Annotated in this window: 20 protein-coding genes; 13 read left to right on the forward strand and 7 right to left on the reverse strand. The window is 60.3% G+C overall.

All coding sequences use genetic code 11. From position 1 onward, the window contains the following. Positions 1–122: 122 nt before the first annotated feature. Positions 123–1,757, forward strand: a complete 1,635-nt coding sequence (locus DWU98_RS01965; RefSeq protein WP_115493780.1) for a phospholipase C — start codon at positions 123–125, stop codon at positions 1,755–1,757. A 132-nt stretch (positions 1,758–1,889) separates the two neighbouring features. Beyond that, the gene (locus DWU98_RS01970) at positions 1,890–3,476 is read left to right on the forward strand and encodes a multicopper oxidase family protein (protein WP_115494146.1); all 1,587 of its coding nucleotides are present in this window, start codon (positions 1,890–1,892) and stop codon (positions 3,474–3,476) included. Between the two features lie 57 nt (positions 3,477–3,533). On the opposite strand, the gene DWU98_RS01975 is transcribed toward DWU98_RS01970, so the two are convergent. Further along, the gene (locus DWU98_RS01975; RefSeq protein WP_115494147.1) at positions 3,534–5,300 is read right to left on the reverse strand and encodes a M14 family metallopeptidase; all 1,767 of its coding nucleotides are present in this window, start codon (positions 5,298–5,300) and stop codon (positions 3,534–3,536) included. Positions 5,301–5,338: 38 nt separating this feature from the next. After that, a complete protein-coding gene (locus tag DWU98_RS01980) occupies positions 5,339–6,007 on the reverse strand; it encodes a DUF502 domain-containing protein (RefSeq protein WP_115493781.1) in 669 nt (222 codons plus the stop codon). Between the two features lie 111 nt (positions 6,008–6,118). Between DWU98_RS01980 and DWU98_RS01985 the strand changes: the two genes are divergently transcribed. Next, positions 6,119–6,643 (forward strand): RNA polymerase sigma factor, encoded by a 525-nt coding sequence (locus DWU98_RS01985; RefSeq protein WP_115493782.1) that lies wholly within the window; start codon positions 6,119–6,121, stop codon positions 6,641–6,643. A 2-nt stretch (positions 6,644–6,645) separates the two neighbouring features. Further along, the gene (locus DWU98_RS01990) at positions 6,646–7,296 is read left to right on the forward strand and encodes a hypothetical protein (protein WP_115493783.1); all 651 of its coding nucleotides are present in this window, start codon (positions 6,646–6,648) and stop codon (positions 7,294–7,296) included. Between the two features lie 7 nt (positions 7,297–7,303). On the opposite strand, the gene DWU98_RS01995 is transcribed toward DWU98_RS01990, so the two are convergent. Continuing rightward, entirely contained in the window at positions 7,304–7,756 is a 453-nt protein-coding gene (locus DWU98_RS01995) for a DUF4442 domain-containing protein (protein ID WP_115494148.1), read from the reverse strand. Positions 7,757–7,928: 172 nt separating this feature from the next. On the opposite strand from DWU98_RS01995, the gene DWU98_RS02000 reads away from it, so the two are divergent. After that, positions 7,929–9,920, forward strand: coding sequence for an alpha/beta hydrolase family protein (locus tag DWU98_RS02000; protein WP_158544922.1), 1,992 nt, complete (start codon positions 7,929–7,931; stop codon positions 9,918–9,920). 181 nt (positions 9,921–10,101) lie between these two features. On the opposite strand, the gene trxA is transcribed toward DWU98_RS02000, so the two are convergent. Further along, on the reverse strand, positions 10,102–10,968 hold the full coding sequence (trxA, locus tag DWU98_RS02005; protein ID WP_425480209.1) for a thioredoxin: 867 nt from the start codon (positions 10,966–10,968) through the stop codon (positions 10,102–10,104). Positions 10,969–11,063: 95 nt separating this feature from the next. Here trxA and DWU98_RS02010 point away from each other — a divergent pair, with 95 nt between their 5' ends. The 8 genes from DWU98_RS02010 (at position 11,064) to nadD (ending at position 20,011) form a co-directional block, all read left to right on the forward strand. Further along, a complete protein-coding gene (locus DWU98_RS02010; RefSeq protein ID WP_115493786.1) occupies positions 11,064–11,714 on the forward strand; it encodes a paraquat-inducible protein A in 651 nt (216 codons plus the stop codon). Next, positions 11,711–12,334 (forward strand): paraquat-inducible protein A, encoded by a 624-nt coding sequence (locus DWU98_RS02015; protein ID WP_115493787.1) that lies wholly within the window; start codon positions 11,711–11,713, stop codon positions 12,332–12,334. Before DWU98_RS02010 ends, DWU98_RS02015 begins: the two co-directional genes overlap by 4 nt. Further along, complete coding sequence (locus tag DWU98_RS02020; RefSeq protein ID WP_115493788.1) at positions 12,327–14,009, forward strand: PqiB family protein; 1,683 nt, start codon at positions 12,327–12,329, stop codon at positions 14,007–14,009. The genes DWU98_RS02015 and DWU98_RS02020 overlap by 8 nt, the downstream gene beginning before the upstream one ends. Then, a complete protein-coding gene (locus DWU98_RS02025; RefSeq protein ID WP_115493789.1) occupies positions 14,006–14,620 on the forward strand; it encodes a PqiC family protein in 615 nt (204 codons plus the stop codon). The genes DWU98_RS02020 and DWU98_RS02025 overlap by 4 nt, the downstream gene beginning before the upstream one ends. Before the next feature lie 218 nt (positions 14,621–14,838). Next, positions 14,839–17,472 (forward strand): leucine--tRNA ligase, encoded by a 2,634-nt coding sequence (leuS, locus tag DWU98_RS02030; RefSeq protein WP_115493790.1) that lies wholly within the window; start codon positions 14,839–14,841, stop codon positions 17,470–17,472. 273 nt (positions 17,473–17,745) lie between these two features. Next, the gene (locus tag DWU98_RS02035) at positions 17,746–18,333 is read left to right on the forward strand and encodes an LPS-assembly lipoprotein LptE (RefSeq protein ID WP_115493791.1); all 588 of its coding nucleotides are present in this window, start codon (positions 17,746–17,748) and stop codon (positions 18,331–18,333) included. 6 nt (positions 18,334–18,339) lie between these two features. Beyond that, entirely contained in the window at positions 18,340–19,350 is a 1,011-nt protein-coding gene (gene holA, locus DWU98_RS02040; RefSeq protein WP_115493792.1) for a DNA polymerase III subunit delta, read from the forward strand. Between the two features lie 16 nt (positions 19,351–19,366). Continuing rightward, positions 19,367–20,011, forward strand: a complete 645-nt coding sequence (nadD, locus tag DWU98_RS02045) for a nicotinate-nucleotide adenylyltransferase (protein ID WP_115493793.1) — start codon at positions 19,367–19,369, stop codon at positions 20,009–20,011. Between the two features lie 95 nt (positions 20,012–20,106). On the opposite strand, the gene DWU98_RS02050 is transcribed toward nadD, so the two are convergent. From DWU98_RS02050 to msrB, 3 genes are all read right to left on the reverse strand, one after another. Beyond that, positions 20,107–20,619 (reverse strand): hypothetical protein, encoded by a 513-nt coding sequence (locus DWU98_RS02050; RefSeq protein ID WP_115493794.1) that lies wholly within the window; start codon positions 20,617–20,619, stop codon positions 20,107–20,109. Further along, complete coding sequence (locus DWU98_RS02055) at positions 20,619–21,158, reverse strand: DUF2778 domain-containing protein (RefSeq protein WP_158544923.1); 540 nt, start codon at positions 21,156–21,158, stop codon at positions 20,619–20,621. The genes DWU98_RS02050 and DWU98_RS02055 overlap by 1 nt, the downstream gene beginning before the upstream one ends. Positions 21,159–21,416: 258 nt before the next feature. Next, positions 21,417–22,046 (reverse strand): peptide-methionine (R)-S-oxide reductase MsrB, encoded by a 630-nt coding sequence (msrB, locus tag DWU98_RS02060; protein ID WP_115494150.1) that lies wholly within the window; start codon positions 22,044–22,046, stop codon positions 21,417–21,419. Positions 22,047–22,056: the final 10 nt, after the last annotated feature.

A 22,056-nucleotide genomic window follows, 5' to 3' on the forward strand; every position in this document is an offset into this window, starting at 1 on the left:
GGCCGAGCGCCAGGTCCAGTGCGTCGTCGTATCGCTGTTATGAGGGTGTCATGCCGGCTGCGTATGGTCGGGGATATCACGCTTAGGGGAGCGTGCCCATTGACCGTCATCCGGAGACTGCCATGCGCACCCGTCTTGCTGTCTGCCTCGCCGCTTGTCTGCTTACCCTGTCCGTTGCTTCGTCTGCTCAAGATCCCCATTCCGCCGATTTCAACCGTGGCGGCGACCACGCACGCACGGCCACGCCGATCAAGCATCTGGTCGTGATCTTTCAGGAAAACGTTTCGTTTGATCATTATTTCGGCACCTATCCGTATGCCCAGAATCTGCGGGGCGAGCCGAGGTTCTATCCGGCGCCGTTCACGCCCAAGGTCAACGGCCTGACACCGGCGTTGCTGGCCAACAACCCGAATGCGTCCAACGCCGGCAATGGCGTCGGTGCCATCAACCCGTTCCGCCTGTCGCCCTCGCAGGCCGCTACCGCCGACCAGGATCACGATTACCAGCCTGAACAGCAGGCCTTCGATAACGGCAAGATGGACCTGTTCCCCGAATTCACCGGTTCGGGTGAAACCCTGCCTGGCGCCAGCGCGGCGCAGGACAGCAACGGTCAGGTGATGGCGTACTTCGACGGCAATACCGTGACCGCCATGTGGAACTATGCGCAGCACTTCGCGATGAGCGACAACAGCTACGGCTCGACCTTCGGCGCGTCCACGCAAGGTGCCATCAATCTGATTTCGGGCCAGACCAACGGTGTCGTCGATTCGATCGCCGCCGGCGGCGTGGAAGTGGCCGACGGCCAGGGCGGCTACACGCTGATAAGCGATGCGGACCCCACCGATGACGTGTGCTCCACCAGCAGCGGTGCGCGCGTGCATATGGGTGGCAAGAATATCGGTGACCTGCTCAATGCCAAGGGCATCACCTGGGGCTTCTTCGAGGGCGGTTTCGACCTGAGCACGGTCAACGCCAATGGCACCACCGGCTGCGCACGCAGCACGCTGTCCACCGTGACCAACACGGTGAAGGCTGACTACATCCCGCACCATCAGCCGTTCCAGTACTACACCAGCACCGCCAACCCCAACCACACGCGCCCGACCTCGGTAGCAATGATCGGCCATCAGGGCGATGCGGCGAACCATCAGTACGACATCAATGATTTCTACGCCGCCGTCCAGGCGCACAATATGCCGGCCGTGAGCTTCCTAAAAGCGCCAGGCTATGAGGATGGCCACGCCGGTTACTCCGATCCGCTCGATGAGCAGACCTTCGTCACCACGGTAATCAACTTCCTCCAGAAGCAGCCGGAATGGCGCGACACCGCGGTGGTGATTGCCTATGACGACTCCGACGGCTGGTACGACCACCAGGCTTCGCCGCATGTCAATGGCTCGCAGACCAGCGACGATTCGTTGACCGGCACGGGCCAGTGCGAAGCGCGCGGTACGTTGTCAGGCATCAACAGCAACGGCAAACCCGTGCAGGGTCGCTGCGGCTTCGGTCCGCGCCTGCCGATGCTGGTGATTTCGCCGTGGGCACGCCACAACTATGTCGATCACACGCTCACGGATCAGACCTCGATCACACGCTTCATCGAAGACAACTGGCTCAATGCTGAGCGCCTGGGTGGTGGTTCGTACGACACGCTGTCCGGTCCGATCAATGGCATGTTTGATTTCAATGCGCCGTTTGCGATGAACAACCGCCTGTTCTTGAATGAAAGCACGGGCGAGCCGGAATCTGGGCACTGATAAGCATGTGCGCCTGACGATGGCGTGATTCGGTAGTGCGCATCGCCCCATTCCCATGGGGCGATGCTTTTTTGTTTTTCAACGGAAGCCAACCCAGTGTCGTCTTCGCGTCGCGATTTTCTGAAATGGTCCATGTGGGGTCTTGGAGCGAGCGCATGGCCTCTGCGCACGCTGGCGCACGACATGTCCTCGATGCCCAAGCGAAAAATGGGCGGTGGCGTTTTGTGCAAGCACATGGTGGCCGATCAAGGCAAAGTGCCTTTGCTGCTCGATCCGGCCAAACTCACGCCGTTCGTCGATCCCTTGCCACTGCCGCCCGTGCTGCGCGCCGACCAGGGTGCGTTGTTGCGCGTCGATATGAAGGAAGCCGCGCAGCGTCTGCATCGCGATCTGCCGCCGACACGGGTGTGGACGTACGGCGGTTGCATGCCAGGACCTACGATTGAGGCGCGAAGCGGCACGCCAGCGCGCATCGAATGGCGCAACACGCTGCCCACCAGACACTTTCTGCCGATCGATCACCGCATTCACGGCGCTGAAAAAGACAAACCGGAAGTACGCGCCATCGTGCATGTGCATGGCGCCTGCGTGCCCACCGCCAGCGATGGGTATCCGGATGATTGGTATGTGCCGGGGCAGTCACGCCTCGACACTTATCCCAACAAGCAAGACGCGGCGACGCTCTGGTATCACGACCATGCGATGGGTATCAACCGTCTGAACATTTATGCGGGCATGTTCGGCAACCTGATTGTGCGCGATGAGCATGAGCTGGCACTGGGATTACCGCAGGGCGAGCAGGAGATTCCACTCACGCTGAGCGATCGCCTGCTGACCGAGGACGCGCAGTTGTATTACCCCGTTTCCGGCAATAGTGAAGCGCCGTGGGTGTCGGAAGTGTTTGGCAACGCCATGTTGGTGAATGGCGCGATCCTGCCCTATCTCGATGTACAACCTCGCCGTTATCGTTTTCGCGTGCTCAATGCCGCCAATGCGCGTTTCTTCCATCTGAAGTTGTCCGGTGAGCAGCCCTTCCAGCAGATCGGCAGCGACCAGGGTTTGCTTGCCGCACCCGTGTCCCTGAAAAGCGTGCTGATCGCACCGGCGGAGCGCGTCGACCTCATCGTCGATTTTTCTTCGATGGCCGGGCAGCAAGTAGAGCTGGTCAACGATGCGCTGGCGATCATGCAGTTCCGTGTCGGCAGCGGCAGTGTTCGCGATACCAGTATGGTGCCGGCAGTGCTGCGCGACGTGCCGCGCATGCCCGAATCGTCAGCCACCCGCACGCGCCTGATGACGCTGGATCAATATGACGATTGCGTCGCCGAACCGATGCTGATGCTGCTCAATGGCAAGCGTTGGCATGAGCCCGTTACGGAAAAGCCGGTGCTGGGCAGTACGGAGATATGGAGCCTCATCAACCTGACGGACGACACGCACCCGATCCATCTGCATATGGTGCGCTTTCAGATTCTGGATCGCCGACCGTTCGATCAGGGGCAATGGCTGGAGTCGAAAACCATTCGTTATACCGGCGCGGCGCAGCCGCCGGTGTCAGGCGAAGCTGGCTGGAAAGATGTGGCGCAGGCGTGGCCGGGCATGATTACGCGCATCATCGTGCGATTCGACGGTTACGTGGGCCGCTACGTGTGGCATTGCCATCTGCTGGAGCATGAGGCGAATGAAATGATGCGGCCGTTCGAGGTGGTTCCCGCCTAGTCGTCATTCCGGCCTTCACCAGAATGACGGTCACGCCGTGTGAGCGGTGAAAAGCAATCACTTGGTCGCAATATTTCCCAACTGCGCCGCATCCACCCGCAATACCGGATAGAGCCCCACGCGTTGCACCGTGTACCAGGGCGAGCGTTCGTAGAAGAAATTCAACCGCGCACGGCTGCTTGCCGCGAAGCTTGGATCGTCATGCAGTTTCTGCTCGAACTCGGCCTTCAGCTTCGGATCCTTCGCCATCATGTCACGCGCCAATTTTTCCAGCACGCGCGGCTCGCCATATTCCTTCTGTTCAAAAATGGCGTTGAGATAGCCCCAGCGCAATAGTGAATCGGGCGCTTGCGGTTCCAGTAGTTCGATGGCGACATTTGCAGTGCGCTGATTCAAAGGCACGATGACCGATCCGGCCGGAAGCGTTACTTCGACCGGTTCGGCATGCACGCTAAAGCTCTTCAGCATCAGGTGGCTCTCAAACGGTTCGGCGGCCCATTGGGGCTGGCCGAGCTGGTAAGCCGTGGCATCGATTTGCTTCATCGGACGGCCGATGCGTCGATAGGCAATGCCGTGCGCATCCAGCTTCTCGATAATCGTTGTCCACTCGGCGGGCACGACATACGCCGCAGGTGGCGTAATGGATAGATCGGGCAAAAGACCGTTGTAATTGTCGATGCGATAGGTAACCGGCTTGCTCGGATCGTAGTGAATCCAAAGGTCGTTGGAGATGTCGCTGTGCGTCTGTGTGAACGCGTAGCCTTTCAGTTCGAACGGCGTCGCGGTGGGATCGGGTTTGAACGTCAACGGTACCTGCGCATGGGAATCGCTGGCGCGCGCGATCGTGTCGGCATCGGCCTTTTGTGTGGCTGCGAGCAGTGCCGCCGGATCGTGATCGATATCCTGCAGCACTACGCGCACCAGGTCATACACCGCATGCACGCGCACCGCGTAAGGCTTGAGCATGTGCGTTTCGATCAGCAGGGCAGGACGATTTTGCAGCGCGGCGTAGCCCGTGGAAAATCGCGGTCCGGAACCGAAATTCTCGATGCCTTTGCGCGGATCGCGGCCATCCTTGAACTCAAGGTAGATGGATGCCAGATGGCCAAGTTTCTCGTATGCGGGTATCGCCTGGTCCACCATGAGGGTGTGTTGCCACTGGGCAATGACCGGGTCGAGCTTGTGTGGATCTTCGGTGTACCAGGTGAGGTCGTATTGATAGTCCGCACCGTCGGTGGTGTGTACATCGATCAGGAAATCCGGCACCCACTTCTGCCACAACCTCAGCCACGCCAGCATCTCCGGCGCATCGGCCTTGATGTAGTCGCGATTGAGATTGAGGTATTGCGACTGTCCCCTGAAGCCCATGCTTTCCGGGCCATTCTGGTTGATGCGGTTGTACGGTGAGCTTTGCTCATGTCCATCCACGCTGAACACGGGAATGTAGACAAGCACGGCATGATCGAGCAGATGCAGATATTTGCCGGTCACGGTGATATCGCGCAACAGCATCAAGCCGGCGTCTTTGCCCTCGATCTCGCCGGGGTGAATGCCCGCTTGCAACAGCACGATGGGCTTATGTGCGGCGCGTGCAGCCTCGGGTGTAAACGTGCCGTCGCTGGTGGCAATCACGACCGTCATCGGGCGCCCTTGCGGCGTTATGCCGAAGGTTTCCAGCTTGATCTTGTCTGGCGCGGCTTGCTGCAATCGCTGCAGGTAAGCCAGCGTGGCTGCATAACTGGGCGTGGTGCGAAACTGCGATGTTTCGGCAGGCGTCGCCCAGTCATGGTCGTGCCGCTCGGTGGCGTGCGTATTCATGACCATTGCCGCAAGAAAAACGGCAAGCCATGCTCGGCGGATGATCATGCGTGATCCTTGGTGGGTAGCGCAGCGGGCGACGCCGGCAGGGTATCAGGCGCCACGGCGCCGCCGGATATGATGAAAGCCATGGCTTGATCCATCGTCCAATCGGTGGGCGTCAGTTCGTCCAGCGGAACCACTTCCAGATAGCCTCCGGTCGGGTTGGGTGTGGTGGGAATGAAAACGGCAGCCATTTCGCGGCCGGTACCTTCTTCGGTCATCACGCGCGTCACAAAGCCGACCACTTTCATGCCCTTGCGCGGGAAATCCACCAGCACCACGCGCTGCACGCCGCCGGGTTTGTTTTGCAGCACCGTCATCAGCTTCTTGGTGCCGCCATAAATGGTTTGCACCAGCGGAATGCGCTGCAGCAGGCTGTCGAACGCGTGTAGCAGACGCTGACCGATCATGCGATTGGCCAGGAAGCCAAGCAGGTAAAGGGCGATCAGGGTAAGCAACAAGGCCAGTACATAAGTCACCCAGCCGTGACTGAGTTGCTCCACCGCCTGGGGTGAAACCCAGCCCAGCGCACCCATGAACGCCGCCACCAACGGCGCGCCCAGGCTGGCCAGGAACCCTACGATAAATTTGAAGACCAGCCAGGTCACCCATAACGGCATGAAGGTAAGCAGGCCGGTGATGAGATAGCGTTTCAGGCGCAACGGGTGCATGGAGGGGCTCGGAAGGCGGGTGAGGGGTTGCTTATTGTAGGAGCCCCAAAGTCTGGCTGTGATTTTTTTCGTGGTATGGCGAATAACAGGGATAACGATAGGGAACCGACCATGCACGGACAGGAGCGCCAACAGGTTTTCGAAAAGCTGCTGCGCGAGCACCAGCGGATCGTGTTCAAGGTCGTGTCTGTGTATGCGCGCCATCCGGACGATCGCAATGATCTGATGCAGGAAATTTGCGTGCAGCTGTGGCGTTCATTCCCCAGGTTCGATGAAAAGCGCGCACAATTTTCCACCTGGATGTACCGGGTGGCGCTCAATGTCGCGATTTCGCAGGTTCGCCGGCAGCCATCGCAGGGCGCTCGGATCGAACCCTTGCAACAGCATCATTTGGACACGATCGGCGACACGCAAGGTGTGCCCGATTATGACGAGCGCATCGAGGCGTTATATGGCTTCATCGACCAGCTCGATCACCTTAATCGTGCGCTGATCCTGCTTTATTTGGAGGACCGCAGTTATCGCCAGATCGCCGACATCCTCGGTATCAGCGAAACCAATGTGGCGACCAAGATCAGTCGCATCAAGCAGAAACTTCGCAGCCAGATGACGGGCGTCGAGCCCGCGGGAGCATGACGATGGAACTGGATGACATGAAGCTTGCCTGGCAGGCCCTCAATCGTCAGTTGGAGCGACAGCAAACGCTGAGCACGCAATTATTTCTGGAGAGCCGTCTGGATAAGGTACGACATGGTTTGCGGCCGCTTTTTTGGGGGCAAGTCCTGCAAATCGTTTTTGGCGCGTTGATAAGCGTAATGGCCGCTTCGTTCTGGGTTTCACGAGTGACCATGACGCCGCTTTTGCTGTGGGGCGTACTCGTGCATGTTTTGGGCATCTTTATGATCGTGGCGGGCGCGCGGAATCTGTATTTGCTCCAACGTATCGATTATTCCGCGCCGATTCTCGACATCCAGCGCCGCATCGCGCAGTTACGCGCTTGGCGCGCGCGGGTGGAAGGGCCCGCTTCGGCCGTTTTGGGCGCGGTCGTATGGGTGCCCCTCATCATGATCGAGTTGGTTCGTAACGGCTTGAATCCAGATAGTGTCACGTCCGAACTGGGCTCGTATCTCGTGATTTCGGGCGTCGTATCGCTTGGCCTGGTTTTATTGGCGTACGGGTTGATCCGTTACTTCGGCCAGCGGCGCTGGTTGGAGAACAACTGGGCGGGTACCAGCGTGCAGCGCGCCGAATCCATGCTTGAGGACATTGCCCGCTTCATGCACGAATGAAGCGCAATCAGCGATGCCGTGGCTTCAGACGCACATAGAGTTGCTTGCGTACCAGGGCGACCAATTCACCGCTGGCCGTGCGGATGGGCACGTCGAACCATTGCAGCACTTTTTCACCATTCGCCGCGGCGGCGCGCAAGTCATCGAGCACGTGTTGTTCGAGTTTGAAGTGGGCGTAGACGTCTTCGCGGCCAGGGGCAACAAAATCGATGGTGCCGGCCTTGTCCCACACGTAATGATCGTTGCCCAGGTGATGCAGGACCAGCAGCATCCAGAATGGATCGGCCATCGCGAAAAGGCTGCCACCGAATTGGGTGCGTACGTAGTTCCGGTTCCAAGGACGCAATCGAAGCACGACGCGTGCTTGGGTGTAGTCGTTATCCAGACTCAGCAGGCGGATGCCGCTAAAGAAGAACGGCGGCCACAGATTCAGCAGTCGGCGAAATGTGGAAGCGCGCATGGGGAGCTCCAGGAGGAGCCCTCAACTTACCATACTTGTGCGTATGGGTTGGATTTTGCGCTCAGAATCGCGCCGATCTTATCCATCGGCATCACCGCCCCTGTTCCTGTTTACAGCACCCCTGGAATCACGGCTAAATAGGCGCGTTCGAACAGGGACAGAGGGGACGAACATGCTGGGGAGCTTGCTGCTGGCCGTGGCGTTATCTGCCGCGCCACAAACAACGGTTGTACTTGATGCAAACAGCCGCGCGTTGATCGGGGACGCTGAACACCAAGACATGCAGTTGTCTCCCAACGGCAGATACATCGCCGTTGCCAGGCACGAACAAGGCGGAAGCTTTGTACTGATCTTGAGTGCCGCCGATCAGACCTTGGTGAAAAGCCTCGATTTGGGTCCGGGCGCGGAGGTCGGAAGTATCGATTGGCTCGGCTCGGACAAGCTGATCGTGGATATGAATCGCAAGCGCAATGATTTCGGTGGGTCGATCTGGGATCCATGGTTTTTACTGTTCACGATGAGCAGCAAACATGGCGTGTCGTTTCCTGCCAATTTCATCGGCAAGATCGATAACGACGACCAGCACATACTTGTCAGCTCCTGCGAGAGTCGCGGCGAGGGATGCGCGTGCAAGCATGAAGACCATCACGGCTGCATTTACGAAGCCGCGGTGATGGACGTCAACGACCTGCGCGAAGGCAGTCGCAAGACCATCGCCGTGGCACCGGTCGAGGACGCGAGCTTCACGGCTGATCATGCTGGAGCTATCCGCTTTGCGTGGGCCGTGAACGATCAGGATCAATCCAAGCTCTACGTCACCAATAACGGCAAGGATTGGACGCTGCTCAATGATGAGAGCATCAGCAACGTCGACATCGCCCCAGTAGGAATCTCTCGCGATAATCGCTCGGCCTATTTGCAGGTAGAGCATACGGATGGCCCCGATAGCATCGAGCGGTATGATTTCGCGACCGGCACACGCACCGTGCTGTTGCGCGATGCCGTATCCGATCCCTTGAGCATTATTTATTCGATGGATCATCGTGAACCGATCGGAGCGTTCTTCGGTCCAGGGCGGCCACAAGCGCGATTCTGGGATCCGGCAAGCCTTGACGCCCGCTGGCGCATAGCCATCAACAAAGCCTTTCCCGACTCCACCTGCGGCGTGCCAAGCGCCGACGCGGACGGTAGCCTGGTCATCGTATCCACAGAAAACGACCGCGATCCGGGTGCCTTTTATCTGCTCGACGTGGCACACCACAAAGCAACGCTGCTGGCGCGCAAGTACCCCAGCATCGATCCCAAGAAAGGGCTGCCTACCGAACCGTTCGCGATGAAAGCCCGGGACGGCCTCCCGCTCTATGGTTTCGTGACGCGACCGGCCGGCGCCAGAACCGCAGCACCCGCCGTCGTGATCGTGCATGGCGGCCCCTATGACATAGACGACGAGTGGGGGTTCGACCCGGAAGTGCAATTGCTGGCCCAGCACGGTTATGCCGTCGTGCGCGTCAACTTTCGCGGGTCGGCTGGATTTGGCCTGCCGTTCGCCGAACGCGGCTACAGGCAATGGGGCGCGGCCATGCAAGACGACGTGACCGATGCAACGCACTGGGCGATCGACCAAGGCATCGCCGATCCCAAGCGCATCTGCATTTATGGTGCCAGTTACGGCGGTTACGCGGCGTTGATGGGCGTTGTCCGCGAGCCCAGTCTGTATCGCTGCGCAGCCGGCCTGTCAGGTGTGTACGACCTGTCCAAGATGTACTCGTGGGGAGACACGCACCGCAGCGACCTTGGCGTCTACTATCTGCATCGGGTACTTGGCAGCGACAAAGCGCAGTTGGATAGCCGCTCACCGGCTAAGCACGGCGCCGATATCAAGGTGCCGGTGCTGTTGGCGCACGGTGTTTACGACGTTCGAGCCCCGATCTATCACGCCGAAGAAATGCGAGGCGCGCTCAACAGTGCAGGCAACGCGCCTGAGTATCTACGCTACGACAACGAAGGGCATGGACTTGGCACAGTCGATCATCGCGTTGACTTCTATTCGCACCTTCTGGGATTCCTGGACGCCAACCTTGGTGTGAAGACGGCCGATACGTCGGCGCAGGTTGCACCAGATCCAACTCAGCAAGCCGGACCTGTATCAACCACCGTGCACTGACCGAAAAAGGCGTTTGGCGCATCGCCTATTGCAGGCGGCTTCGAGCCAGCTGATCGGGTGCGGACCATGGATATTGGTCCGCGGCCTCCCCGAACCCTCTTCGCAAGGGAGAGGGATCGGGTCAGATGTATAGGAGCGTGTTCCCCAGTGCGAGTCGGTGGGGCCGACCGCTTGCGCGAACTTAAAACAGCAACGACGCCATGCGGCGGCGATAGCGCCCCACCAGCTCTGCATCGTCCAGGGTATTGAAGGCGGCCAGCAGGCGCTTCTTTGCCTGGCCGTCGTTCCAGTCACGCGCTTTTTCCAGAATGAGCAACCAGTGCTCCAGGCCTGCGGCGGGGTCATCGCCGAGCAGCAGGCGTACGCCCAGCAGATCGTGCGCTTCCCAATCGTGCGCATTGGCGTGAATGCGCTGTTGCAGCACGTCCATGGCCGGCGTGCCTTCGAGCGAGCGGGCGAGGTCGAGTTGGCTGCGCAGGCGCACAGCGCGTGAATCGGTGGACAGGTTGGCGGGCAGGGCGTTGAGTTCGGCTTCGGCGGCGGCCGCGTGTCCGGCTTGTGCCAGTGCAACGGCCAGATCGAGCTTCAATTCCAGGCGATCCGGTTCGGCGGCAATGTCTTGCTGCAGGCGATTGATGGCCTGCTCGGGCGATTCGGGGGGGAGCTCGTCTTCGAGTTGTTCATCGACATCGCCTTCCAGCGGCTGAATATGGCGGGACAGGAACTGACGTAGCTGCCCTTCCGGCAGGGCACCGGCAAACCCGTCGAGAATTTGACCGTCTTTCACCAGGATAACGGTGGGAATGCTGCGGATGCCGAAGACGCCGGCCAGCTCCTGGTTTTTATCGACGTCGACCTTGCCTAGCCGGAACGCGCCGTTGTACTCGGTGGCAAGCTTTTCCAGCAGCGGGCCCAACGACTTGCACGGGCCGCACCAGGTGGCCCAGAAATCTACCAGCACGGGCGTGGTGAGCGAGGCCTGCAGTACGTCGGTCTCGAAATTCTCCTGGTCGACCTCAAAAATGTGCGGGGAGACAGCGGCGTTCACAGTAGGCTCCATCAGGATTATCCCAAGCAGATCGGGGCTTTCGGCAGCATATCAAGGACGCGCATGAGCCTTAAGGATTTGCGAGAATCGCAAGTATGAGCACCACACCGCCAGCCGCCATCGAGTACACGCAGAAGGCACCCACGCCGGCGCTGCTCATTTGCGAGCATTGCGACACCGTATACCGGCGCCGCCCGCTCAGGCGGGGTGATGTCGCGCGCTGCGCCCGTTGCCATGCGGTGCTGGAGCGGCACCAGCCGATCAGCCTCAATGCGATGTTCGCGTTGGTGGTGACGGTGATGGTGGTGTTCTTGCAGGCGAATGTGTGGCCCATCATCACGCTGGCGCTCAATGGCCAGCAGATTCACGCCACGCTGTGGGCCATCATCATCATGATGTGGAAGGAGCATTCGCAGCTGGTGGCGGTACTGGCGGCGGCCACGCTGTTTTTCTTTCCGTTGTGCAAGATGGGAATACTCGGCTGGCTGTTGATCTTTGGCCGCAAGGGACGTCGCGCGCCGGGCTTCGCGCGGTTGATGGTGGTGCTGCATTACATCGGGCCGTGGACGATGAGCGAGGTGTTCGTGCTTGGTGTGCTGGTGTCGATCGTGAAGGCGCACATGTATTTCGATGTGTCAGCCGATGCAGGCGTGTTCGCATATGCCGCGCTGGCGGTGCTGATTACCGTTTTTGCGGGCATCGACGTGCGCCAGTTGTGGGACAAGATTCCCGCAGGCTCTGCATGAGCGCGTTGCCGCGGGCACACGAGTTGGGGCTGATCAGCTGCCATGTGTGTGGCCAGGTGTGTCGCGATACGCAGGTGGAGCATGCCGCCTGCCCGCGCTGTGGCAGCGCGCTGCATCGGCGCAAGCCTTACAGTTGCGCGCGCACATGGGCGCTGTTGATCGCCGCGTTCATCTTCTACATTCCCGCCAATGTGCTGCCGATCATGCGCACGGTCAGCCTGGGCGATGTGGATGACAACACGATCCTCAGTGGCGTGATCGAGCTATGGGTGAAGGGTTCGCCGGATCTGGCAGTGATCGTCTTCACGGCCAGTATCCTGGTGCCGATGACGAAATTCCTGGTGATCGGTACGCTCTTGCTTAGCGCGCATCGTGGTACCAGTTGGGCGCGTCGGCAGCGGGCCATGCTCTATCGACTGGTGGAATTCGTCGGTTATTGGTCCATGCTGGATGTTTTCGTGGTGTCATTGCTGACGGCGCTGGTGCAGTTCGGTTTCTTCAGCCAGGTGGAGCCGCTGCCGGGCGTGGTGTATTTCGGCCTCACGGTGGTGCTTACCATGCTGGCCTCGATGAGTTTCGACCCCCGTTTGATTTGGGATTGCCAGGACGACGATGACTGACCAGAACAACCCCAACCTGGGCGGCGACCTGCCCGAGCCGGTGGTGCGGCATCGCCGCGTCAGCGCCTCATGGATCTGGCTGGTGCCGGCGGTAGCGGCGCTGGTGGGCCTGTCGCTGGTGGTCAGCGCGTGGATACAACGCGGGCCCACGCTCACCCTCAGTTTTCAGACGGCGCAAGGCCTGGAATCGGGCAAGACCGTGGTGAAGTACAAGGATGTCGTGATCGGCAAGGTCACCAACATTCGTCTGAGCCAGGATCATAGCAAGGTGATCGTGAGGGTGGACCTGGAGAAGAGTGCCGAAGATATCGCCGTGGCGGACTCGCGCTTCTGGGTGGTGCGTCCGCGTATCGGGCTAGGCGGAGTGTCGGGTATCGATACGTTGCTGTCGGGCTCGTTCATCGGTGTGGACGTGGGCAAATCTTCGCAGCCGCAGACGGATTTCGTCGGGCTGGAGAGTCCGCCTTCGGTCACGCATGATTCGCGCGGCAAGAGTTTCACCTTGCACGCTGGCGATCTGGGCTCGCTGGATATCGGCTCGCCAGTGTATTTCCGTCGTTTGCAGGTCGGGCGCGTTGCATCGTACAAGCTCAACGACGACGGCAAGGGTGTCTCGGTGCAGGTGTTCGTCGACAGCCCCTACGACAAATTCGTGACTAACGAATCGCGCTTCTGGAACGCCAGTGGCGTGGATGTATCGCTGACTGCCGACGGCCTCAAGCTCAATACGCAATCACTTGCCACCGTGCTGGCGGGCGGCGTGGCGTTCCTCGATGCACCAGGTCCGCATCAAGACGAAAAACCTGCTGCGGAGGAGACCAACTTCACGCTGTTCGACACGCAAGCCAATGCCATGGCGCCGCCGGATGGTGAGGGTCATTACATCCGCATGCGCTTCGATCAACCGTTACGCGGCCTGACGGTGGGTGCGGCGGTGGAGTTCCGCGGCATCAACTTCGGCAATGTCGTATCCATCCATATGGATTACGACGAGAAGACCGGCAAATTCCCGCTCTACGTGGGCGCCATTGTGTATCCGGATCGCCTCGGCCACGCGCACGAAAAACTGGAAGCGATCGCCAAGTCCAAGGGCGACAACGCAGACATGTCCCACCTGGTGGGTGAATTGGTGGCGCGGGGCCTGCGTGCCGAGGCCAAGGTGGGCAACTTGCTCACCGGGCAGCTGTACATTTCGCTGGATATCGTACCCAGCGCGCCGAAGGTGGCGTTCAACCCGGATGCGCGTCCGCTGGATATTCCCACTGTGCCGGGCAACTTCGACAAGCTGCAGGAACAGATCATGCAGATCGTCGACAAGATACAGAAGATTCCGTTCGACGCTATCGGCAACAACCTCAATCACACGCTGGTGGATCTGGACGGCACTATCAAGCAACTCAATGGCAACGTGTTGCCGGACCTTCGCAATACGCTCAAAGGTGCTAATCAGACCTTCGGTGTGGCGAACAACGCGCTGTCGCCCGATTCGCCATTGCAGCAGAACCTTGCCGGCACGCTGGAGGAACTGCAGCGCATGGCCCGTTCGTTGCGTACGCTCACCGATTACTTGAATACGCAGCCCAGCGCATTGATTCGCGGGCGCGCCAAGGACGCGCCGCCGCAAACCGTAACGCCGCCCGCGCCTCAGCCGCAGCAAGGGAGCAGCCATCCATGATCCACATGCGACACCTGATCGCGACACTGGGCGCAGCAGCGCTGGCGGCCTGCGCGTCGGCGCCCGTGCAGTACTACACGCTGATCCCCGCACCTGACAGCACGCAAACCGAAAACGCTGCGCCACCGGCGAATTTCCAATTCGAGCTGATGCCGGTGGGCGTGCCCGCGCAGGATGACGTGCCGCAGTTGGTGGTGCGTCAGGGCGGGCAATCGGTCGCCTTGCTCAATGGGCAGCGCTGGGTGGCGCCCTTGGCGGACGAGGTGCGGGGTGCGCTGGCGGTCGAGCTGGCGCGGCGCATGCATGCGCCCGATATCAGCAGCGGGGTGCCTGCCACAGGCAAACCGGTGTTGCGCATCAAAGTCGACCTGCGCCGATTCGACTCCTCGCCCGGCAACTACGCGCTGATCGACGCCACTTGGACGGTGCGCGAGCTCCGCAGCCAGGCCGTGCTCACCTGCACCAGCCGCATCAGCGAAAGCGTGGGGCAGGGATATGGGGACGTGGTCGCCGGACACCAGCAGGCGCTCTACACGTTAGCCGGGCAGATCGCCAGCGTGGCGCCGGCCATGGCCGAAGGAAGCGTACCGGCGACTTGCCCGGCTCCGTAAATCACTCCGTCCCCTGCTTGCAGGGGAGGGGCGGCGCGGGGTGGCCCGAGCTTGCGACGGGGTTGGCTTCATCTCGACCATCCCCACTGCACCGGGCGCGGGAGTATGCGCACCCGGCCGATCCAAGAAACACCCCATTTCTGCTAGTCTGCCGCGTTCCATGCAGCGCATTGGCGACGGAAGCCCGCGCTGCCGCATACGCATAACGGCGCCGGACCATGCAGGACATCACAGACCCAGGCTCTCCCCACGATTACACCCCCCAGACGGTGGAATCCGCCGCGCAGCAGTATTGGACTGCGCAGCGCGCCTACGAGGTGAAGGAGGATCCCTCCCGCCCGAAGTTCTATTGCCTGGCCATGCTGCCGTACCCCTCCGGTGCGCTGCACATGGGCCACGTACGCAACTACACCATCGGCGACGTGATCAGCCGCTACCAGCGCATGAATGGGAAGAACGTGCTGCAGCCGATGGGCTGGGACGCGTTCGGCCTGCCGGCGGAAAACGCCGCGATCAAGAACAACACCGCCCCGGCCACGTGGACGTACAAGAACATCGACCACATGCGCGACCAGCTCAAGTCGCTGGGTTACGCCATCGATTGGTCGCGTGAATTCGCCACCTGCCGGCCGGACTACTACCGCTGGGAACAGCTCATGTTCACCCGGCTGATGAAAAAGGGCCTGGCCTATCGCAAGAACGCGGTGGTGAACTGGGATCCGGTCGACCAAACCGTGCTCGCCAACGAGCAGGTCATCGACGGTCGCGGCTGGCGCTCCGGCGCGCTGGTGGAAAAGCGCGAGATTCCGCAGTGGTTCCTCAAGATCACCGATTACGCGCAGGAACTGCTCGATGGTTTGGATACGCTGCCCGGCTGGCCGGATGCGGTCAAAACCATGCAGCGCAACTGGATTGGTCGCAGTGAAGGCGTGGACATCCATTTCGCTGTGGAAGGCGAGGTCGAACCGCTGACGGTGTTCACCACGCGTCCGGATACCTTGCTGGGCGTCACGTTCGTGTCGATCGCCGGTGAACATCCGCTGGCGCTGAAAGCGGCCCAAGGCAACCCCGGGCTGGCTGCGTTCCTTGAAGAGTTGCGTCATGGCGGCGTTTCCGAAGCCGAGCTGGAAACGCAGGTAAAACGCGGCATGTCCACCGGCCTTAACGCCATCCATCCGATCACCGGCGAACAGGTACCGGTGTGGGTGGCGAACTTTGTGCTGATGGGGTACGGCACCGGCGCGGTAATGGCCGTGCCCGGTCATGACGAGCGCGACTTCGAATTCGCGCACAAGTACAACTTGCCGATCAAACAAGTGATCGCCGTCAGCGGTGACGATGCCCAATACGATCCGCAGCACTGGAAAGAGTGGTATTCGGATAAAACGCGCGCCGACATGCGCGTGATCCATTCGGGCGATCTCGACGGCAAGAATTATCGCGAGGCTTTCGACTTTATCGCGGGTAAGCTGGAAACGGCGGGCAAGGGCAAGCGTCGGGTGAACTGGCGCCTGCGCGATTGGGGCGTCAGCCGCCAACGCTACTGGGGCTGCCCGATTCCGGTGATCTACTGCGCCAAGTGCGGCGCATTGCCGGTGCCGGAAGATCAACTGCCGGTGGTGTTGCCGGAAAACGTGGCGTTTTCCGGCGTGCAATCGCCAATCAAGGCCGACCCCCAATGGCGCAAGGCCACCTGCCCGCAGTGCGCCGGGCCGGCCGAGCGCGAAACCGACACCTTCGATACCTTCATGGAATCGAGCTGGTACTACGCGCGCTACACCAGTCCCGGTGCAAACGGCTTGGTGGACGCGCGCGCGAACTACTGGCTGCCGGTGGATCAATACATCGGCGGCATCGAGCATGCGATCCTGCATCTGCTGTACTTCCGCTTCTATCACAAGCTGATGCGCGATGCCGGTTTGGTGAGTTCGAACGAACCGACCACCAATCTGCTGTGCCAAGGCATGGTGATTGCCGAAACGTTTTATCGCGACAACGCGGATGGTTCGAAGGATTGGATCAATCCGGCCGAGGTTGAAATTCAGCGCGACGACAAAGCACGTGTCATCGGCGCAGTGCTCAAAGCCGACGGCAAGCCGGTGCAGATCGGCGGCATCGAGAAGATGTCCAAGTCCAAGAACAACGGCGTCGATCCGCAAGCGATGGTGGAAAAATTCGGCGCCGACACCGTGCGCCTGTTCTCCATGTTTGCCGCGCCGCCGGAACAATCGTTGGAGTGGAACGAGGCGGGGGTCGAAGGCATGGCGCGCTTCCTGCGCCGTTTCTGGCGCGAGGTGATCACGCACGTCAATCAGCCGGATCATCCGGAAGTGAACCTGGCCGCGCTTGATGATGGACAGAAAACCCTGCGTCGCCAGTTGCACGAAACCATTCAAAAGGTGAGCGACGACTTCGGCCGCCGCCACGCCTTCAATACGGCTATTGCCGCGCTAATGGAGCTGCTCAACGCGCTCGGCAAGTTCAATGACCAGAGCGACCAGGGGCGCGCCGTGCGCCACGAGGCGCTGGAAACCATGGTATTGCTGCTCAATCCCGTGGTGCCCCATGTCAGCCACACGCTATGGCAGGCGTTGGGCCACAAGCAGACCGTGCTGGACGACCAGCCATGGCCACAGGTGGATCAGGCGGCGCTGGTGCGCGACACGCTTACCCTGGCCGTTCAGGTGAACGGCAAACTGCGCGGTACCATCGAGGTGTCGGCCAACGCTTCCAAAGAAGAAGCCGAAGCGCTGGCGCGCGTGCAACCCAATGTGGCAGCCTTTCTGGAAGGGCAGACCGTGCGCAAGGTGATCGTGGTGCCTGGCAAGATCGTCAACATCGTCGCAGGCTAAGAGCCTGTTTTGGGTTTCGGCGTGGCCCGCGCCGGGACTGTTTGCCTGATGGGCAAGGAGGAACGAAGGCGTGTATGTCGATACACAACTGAGTGAGGACGCAGCTCGGCGGGCAAACAGTCCTGGCCCTTCGGGTTGTCACGGTGCGTTCGCCATGCGACAGCGCGCGGCTTGGCTTGCCAGCCAGGCAAGCGCTGCGCCACGCTCTGCTACTTGGCGAACGCACCGTGACAACGCGGGCTACGCCGAAACCCTAAACAGGCTCTCAACTTCATGAATCGCATGCTGAAACCGTTCGTGCTGCTGTCCGTGCTCGCCCTTGCGGCCTGCGGCTTCCACCTGCGCGGCAGCGCGGCGCTGCCACAGGGCATGCAGCGCGTGCACCTCACAGTGGGCGGCGGCGGCGATTTCCAACGCAAGCTGGCGCGCGCCTTGCTCGCGTCCAACGTGACGCTGGAAGACAAGAGCGGCCCCGGCATCGCCGAACTGCACGTACCGGCGCAGAACTTCACCGTGCAGATGCTTACCGTGAACGGTGCTGCGCAAGTCACGGAATTCGCCGTGCGCTTCCATGTGGTGTTTACCGCTACTGATCCTTCGGGCAAGCTCATCGCGCCGAGCCAGTCCATCGATCTGCAGCGTGAGTACAGCTACGACGCCAGCCAGCCGGTGGGCACGCAATCGCAGATGGAGCAAATCCAGGGCAGCCTGATCGACGATGCCATCCAGGCCGTGCTGTTCCGCTTGCAGGCCATTGCCAAGAACGGCGAAAAGGCGGCTGCGAACGCGGTCGGCCCGCTGCCGGCCAACGCCAGCACGGTGCAGGCACCGCCGCAGTATTCGCCGCAGATCGATGATTGACCGCCCATGCCGCTCAACCACGCACAGTGGCAGAAGGGGCTGGTCGCAGATAGCCTGAAACCCGTCTATCTGCTGGCCGGCGAAGAACTGCTGGTGCTGGAAGCCGCCGATGCCTTGCGCGCCCAGGCGCGCAAACTCGGCTACAGCGAGCGCCAGGTGCTGGATGTCGGCGCGCATTTCGATTGGGATGACCTGGCGCGCTCGGCCGCCGGCATGTCGCTGTTTGCCACTCGCCGTCTACTCGATCTACGCCTGCCGACAGGCAGGCCCGGTACGGAAGGCGCCAAGGCCATCGTCGAGTTTTGCGCCAATCCGCCCCCGGATGTGAGCTTGCTGATCACCGCCGTGGAATGGAGCAGCAAGCACGAGGGCGCGTGGACCAAGCAACTCGACGGTGCCGGCTGCATGGTGGTCTTCAATGCGCCACGCCCGAACGAATGGGGCGCGTGGATCGGCGCGCGCCTGGCTTCGCGCGGACTCACCGCTACTCCCGACGCCATGGCGCTGCTGGCCGAGCGCGTGGAAGGCAATCTGCTGGCCGCGGCGCAGGAGATCGACAAGCTTGTCGTGCTGCACGGGCAAGGCAAGATCGATGCCGCCGAAATGGAACACTTGGTGGCCGACAGCGCGCGTTATGACGCTTTCAAGCTTACCGATGCCGCACTTGGTGGCGATGGCGCGCGTGCGCTGCGCGTTCTCGATGGCCTGCGCGATGAGGGTGATGAACTCATCGCGCTGATGGGCTGGCTGGTCAATCAGTTGCAGCTTGCCTTGCGCTTGGCCAATGCCCACGACTTCGCCGCGCAGGCGCGCGCCGAGCGTTTGTGGCCAGCACGCGAGCAGCTCTTTCGCAAGGCACTACGCCGTGCACCGCGCGAGCACTGGATGCAATGCCTGGCGCGCGCCGCGCGTATTGATCGCATCGCCAAAGGGCGCGAAAGCGGCGATGCGTGGCTGGAAACGCAACGATTGATCGCGGTCATCGCCGAGCCCCGTGCCGCACAGGCGCTGGTGTAAACGAGACACATACCTCATGAAACCGCTAGCCCTCTTCGGCGGCACCTTCGATCCCATTCATATCGGTCATCTCAGCGTCGCCTGGGAAGCTTCCGAACTGCTCGATGCGGAAGTGCGTTTGATGCCGGCAAACGTGCCGCCGCATCGCCCGCCGCCCACGGCCAGCGCGACGCAACGCGTGGACATGCTGCGTGCTGCGTTGCGCTGGCAGTCACGGCTTACGCTCGACACGCGCGAACTCGAGCGCGGCGGCCCTTCCTACACCGTCGACACGCTTGATGAATTTCGCCGCGAGTTTCCCGATCGTTCGTTGATGTTGCTGTTGGGCGCCGACGCCTTTGCAGGGTTACGCAGCTGGCATCGCTGGCGCGAATTGTTCAACGTTGCGCATCTTGGCGTGATCAACCGTCCTGGTATCGAAGCGTGCATTCCGGTGGAATTGGAGCGCGCGGTAGCGTCGCGACGGACGGATGATCCGCAGGTCATTCGCACGCAGCCTGCGGGCCGTGTGATCGAATTGGCGGTGACGCCGCTGGAAGTATCTGCCACGCGGATTCGCGACTTGCTCGCCGCAGGAAGGGATCCGCGGTATTTGTTGCCGGCGGGATTGTTCGAGGATCCGGCGTTGCTGGCGCCGTATCGGTTGGGGCCGGTGGGTTGAGTTGTATTGCTTTACAAGGCCCGCGGGGGCTTTCTCACTCGAACGCTTTTGGATCTTCTTTTCGCAGAACGCATTGCACGCTAATAGGACACCCCTCAAGGCCTTTGAGACGTGCTTGTGTAAATCACTGTCCACCACTTGCCAATCAGGTTACCAAGCCATGCCAGGGAGCTTGAGGCAAGTAGAGATGCAAACAAGGCAAGATTGAAGAGAACGTCATACGCTTGGTCGATCGTATCGATCAAGCCATGGCGCCCGAGAATTTTAAATATCTGCAACTTAAGAAAATGGCCGTCATGCGTAAGAAACATCGTTGCGGAAAAGATCGCAAACGTCATCGCAGCCACTGTAATTACGTTCAATATGAATACGCATAAGCGACTGATGTCCCGACGGTGGCTGTGATTGGGAGGGCTGGTGGTTCTATACCCCATTAAAAAGAAGGCCAGGATTGAAGATATGGTCAGTGACGCAAAACCATAAAGAATGGTCGCAAATGGTAGAAGGGTGGCTGGTGCTGGGCCAAGATAATCTAACATCGTGGACGTAAATAGCACGGTCCCAATAATCGCCAGCATCACGGATGTGACGTACGGGGTAAATGACATCACAATGTAACTTCTATAAAGCCGTAAGCCAACATGGCCTGCCCGGGCACCGGAAGGTCTGGTGATCTTGAGCGTAAATATCTCTCAATTTGCTCGAAGTCATAACCGTTTGTAATGGTGATGCAGCCTTCGCTGATGCCCCAAAATCCTGCCGGATGCAGCCTAAAGTTTTGGCGTTTCACTCCCTTGATGGTTACGCTGTCACCACTTACGCTATTCCATAGCGCGAACCACTTTGTTCGATCAACACCGGAATACGCGGGATAGGTCGTATCCTTTAACCATCCCAGCTTGCCACCGGACTGTCTGTCGACAATGTAATAAATGCCCAATGGCAGCGGCCCCACACCTTCCTTGTTGGTTGACTTGAAATCGTTTCTGGCGCTGCCGCTGCCGGAAAATGCTGGAATCCGCCCGACTGGATGACATTGTAAATAAGATACATAAGAGCCGTTAAGGCGGAAGCTCCACATTGCGGGAGCTTGCCGCAGATTGGGCAGTTGCCCAGTCCATGTATCGACGTTATAGGATGGCGCCATGTTTAACGGCCCCATTCATCAGACTTTTACGTTGCTTGCACCGCGAATGGGTGAGCCGGTTTCATCGGTGATCCAAAGATGTGCCGGAACTGCCATTTTTCCTTCAATGCCCGCGCGCGATATTTGTGCCGCTATGCTGGGAAAAATTGCACTAGACGTCTATCAGGGATTTCTTACACGATCCAAAAGGAAAAACATCGTGTTGCCGCCACGCGGCTGGCTAGGTCTGCCATGGTCGGTGCGATAGTGCGAGCATCGTCAACTAACCCTGTACGCCACAAAGCGCATCGCCACCGAATTCATGCAATAGCGCAAGCCGGTGGGCGCCGGTCCATCGTCAAACACATGGCCGAGATGGCTATCGCAGCCCGCGCAACTTACCGCAGTGCGAATCATTCCGTAACTCGCATCACGGCTTTCGATCACATTGCGTTTGGAAATCGACCGCCAGAAGCTCGGCCATCCCGTGCCTGAATCGAATTGCGTGGACGCATCGAACAACGCCGTAGCGCAACCCGCGCAACGATAAAGCCCCTTGCTGTTCGGTTTTTCGTGCGGGCCACTGAAAGCCATTTCCGTGCCTGCGCGACGCATCACGTTGAAAGCCGCGTCGGAAAGTCGTTCGTGCCATTGCGCGTCGCTCAGCACCAACTTGTGCACATCGCACGGGCCAAGATCATGGCCGTCGTTATCGGCAAAGCATTCGAGCAAGAGCATCTGGGGCGGTGATGCCGTCGTTGGCGTGGCGGCTGCAATGGCGCCTGCGCCTTTACCGCCACGCCATCGCATGAGCGATGCACCGGCCAGTACCAGGGCCGCACCGCCGCCAAGCGCGGTAAACAGAAAGCGACGACGGTCCATTGCCTTGATGTCGAGTGCCGATGTCATGTCCATCTCC

The organism is Dyella monticola, from assembly GCF_003363155.1.
GTDB classification, from domain to species: Bacteria; Pseudomonadota; Gammaproteobacteria; order Xanthomonadales; family Rhodanobacteraceae; genus Dyella_B; species Dyella_B monticola.

What these genes read in the sequence shown, in the direction of transcription:
- DWU98_RS02010 (WP_115493786.1), top strand. Translation starts at nt 11,064, where the DNA reads ATGAGCACCACACCGCCAGCCGCCATCGAGTACACGCAGAAGGCACCC.
- DWU98_RS01980 (WP_115493781.1), bottom strand. Translation starts at nt 6,007, where the DNA reads ATGCACCCGTTGCGCCTGAAACGCTATCTCATCACCGGCCTGCTTACC.
- DWU98_RS02020 (WP_115493788.1), top strand. Translation starts at nt 12,327, where the DNA reads ATGACTGACCAGAACAACCCCAACCTGGGCGGCGACCTGCCCGAGCCG.
- DWU98_RS01995 (WP_115494148.1), bottom strand. Translation starts at nt 7,756, where the DNA reads ATGCGCGCTTCCACATTTCGCCGACTGCTGAATCTGTGGCCGCCGTTC.
- msrB (WP_115494150.1), bottom strand. Translation starts at nt 22,046, where the DNA reads ATGACATCGGCACTCGACATCAAGGCAATGGACCGTCGTCGCTTTCTG.
- nadD (WP_115493793.1), top strand. Translation starts at nt 19,367, where the DNA reads ATGAAACCGCTAGCCCTCTTCGGCGGCACCTTCGATCCCATTCATATC.
- DWU98_RS02025 (WP_115493789.1), top strand. Translation starts at nt 14,006, where the DNA reads ATGATCCACATGCGACACCTGATCGCGACACTGGGCGCAGCAGCGCTG.
- DWU98_RS02035 (WP_115493791.1), top strand. Translation starts at nt 17,746, where the DNA reads ATGAATCGCATGCTGAAACCGTTCGTGCTGCTGTCCGTGCTCGCCCTT.
- DWU98_RS02050 (WP_115493794.1), bottom strand. Translation starts at nt 20,619, where the DNA reads ATGTCATTTACCCCGTACGTCACATCCGTGATGCTGGCGATTATTGGG.
- leuS (WP_115493790.1), top strand. Translation starts at nt 14,839, where the DNA reads ATGCAGGACATCACAGACCCAGGCTCTCCCCACGATTACACCCCCCAG.
- holA (WP_115493792.1), top strand. Translation starts at nt 18,340, where the DNA reads ATGCCGCTCAACCACGCACAGTGGCAGAAGGGGCTGGTCGCAGATAGC.
- DWU98_RS01985 (WP_115493782.1), top strand. Translation starts at nt 6,119, where the DNA reads ATGCACGGACAGGAGCGCCAACAGGTTTTCGAAAAGCTGCTGCGCGAG.
- DWU98_RS02000 (WP_158544922.1), top strand. Translation starts at nt 7,929, where the DNA reads ATGCTGGGGAGCTTGCTGCTGGCCGTGGCGTTATCTGCCGCGCCACAA.
- DWU98_RS02015 (WP_115493787.1), top strand. Translation starts at nt 11,711, where the DNA reads ATGAGCGCGTTGCCGCGGGCACACGAGTTGGGGCTGATCAGCTGCCAT.
- DWU98_RS01990 (WP_115493783.1), top strand. Translation starts at nt 6,646, where the DNA reads ATGGAACTGGATGACATGAAGCTTGCCTGGCAGGCCCTCAATCGTCAG.
- DWU98_RS02055 (WP_158544923.1), bottom strand. Translation starts at nt 21,158, where the DNA reads ATGGCGCCATCCTATAACGTCGATACATGGACTGGGCAACTGCCCAAT.
- DWU98_RS01975 (WP_115494147.1), bottom strand. Translation starts at nt 5,300, where the DNA reads ATGGTCATGAATACGCACGCCACCGAGCGGCACGACCATGACTGGGCG.
- DWU98_RS01965 (WP_115493780.1), top strand. Translation starts at nt 123, where the DNA reads ATGCGCACCCGTCTTGCTGTCTGCCTCGCCGCTTGTCTGCTTACCCTG.
- DWU98_RS01970 (WP_115494146.1), top strand. Translation starts at nt 1,890, where the DNA reads ATGTGGGGTCTTGGAGCGAGCGCATGGCCTCTGCGCACGCTGGCGCAC.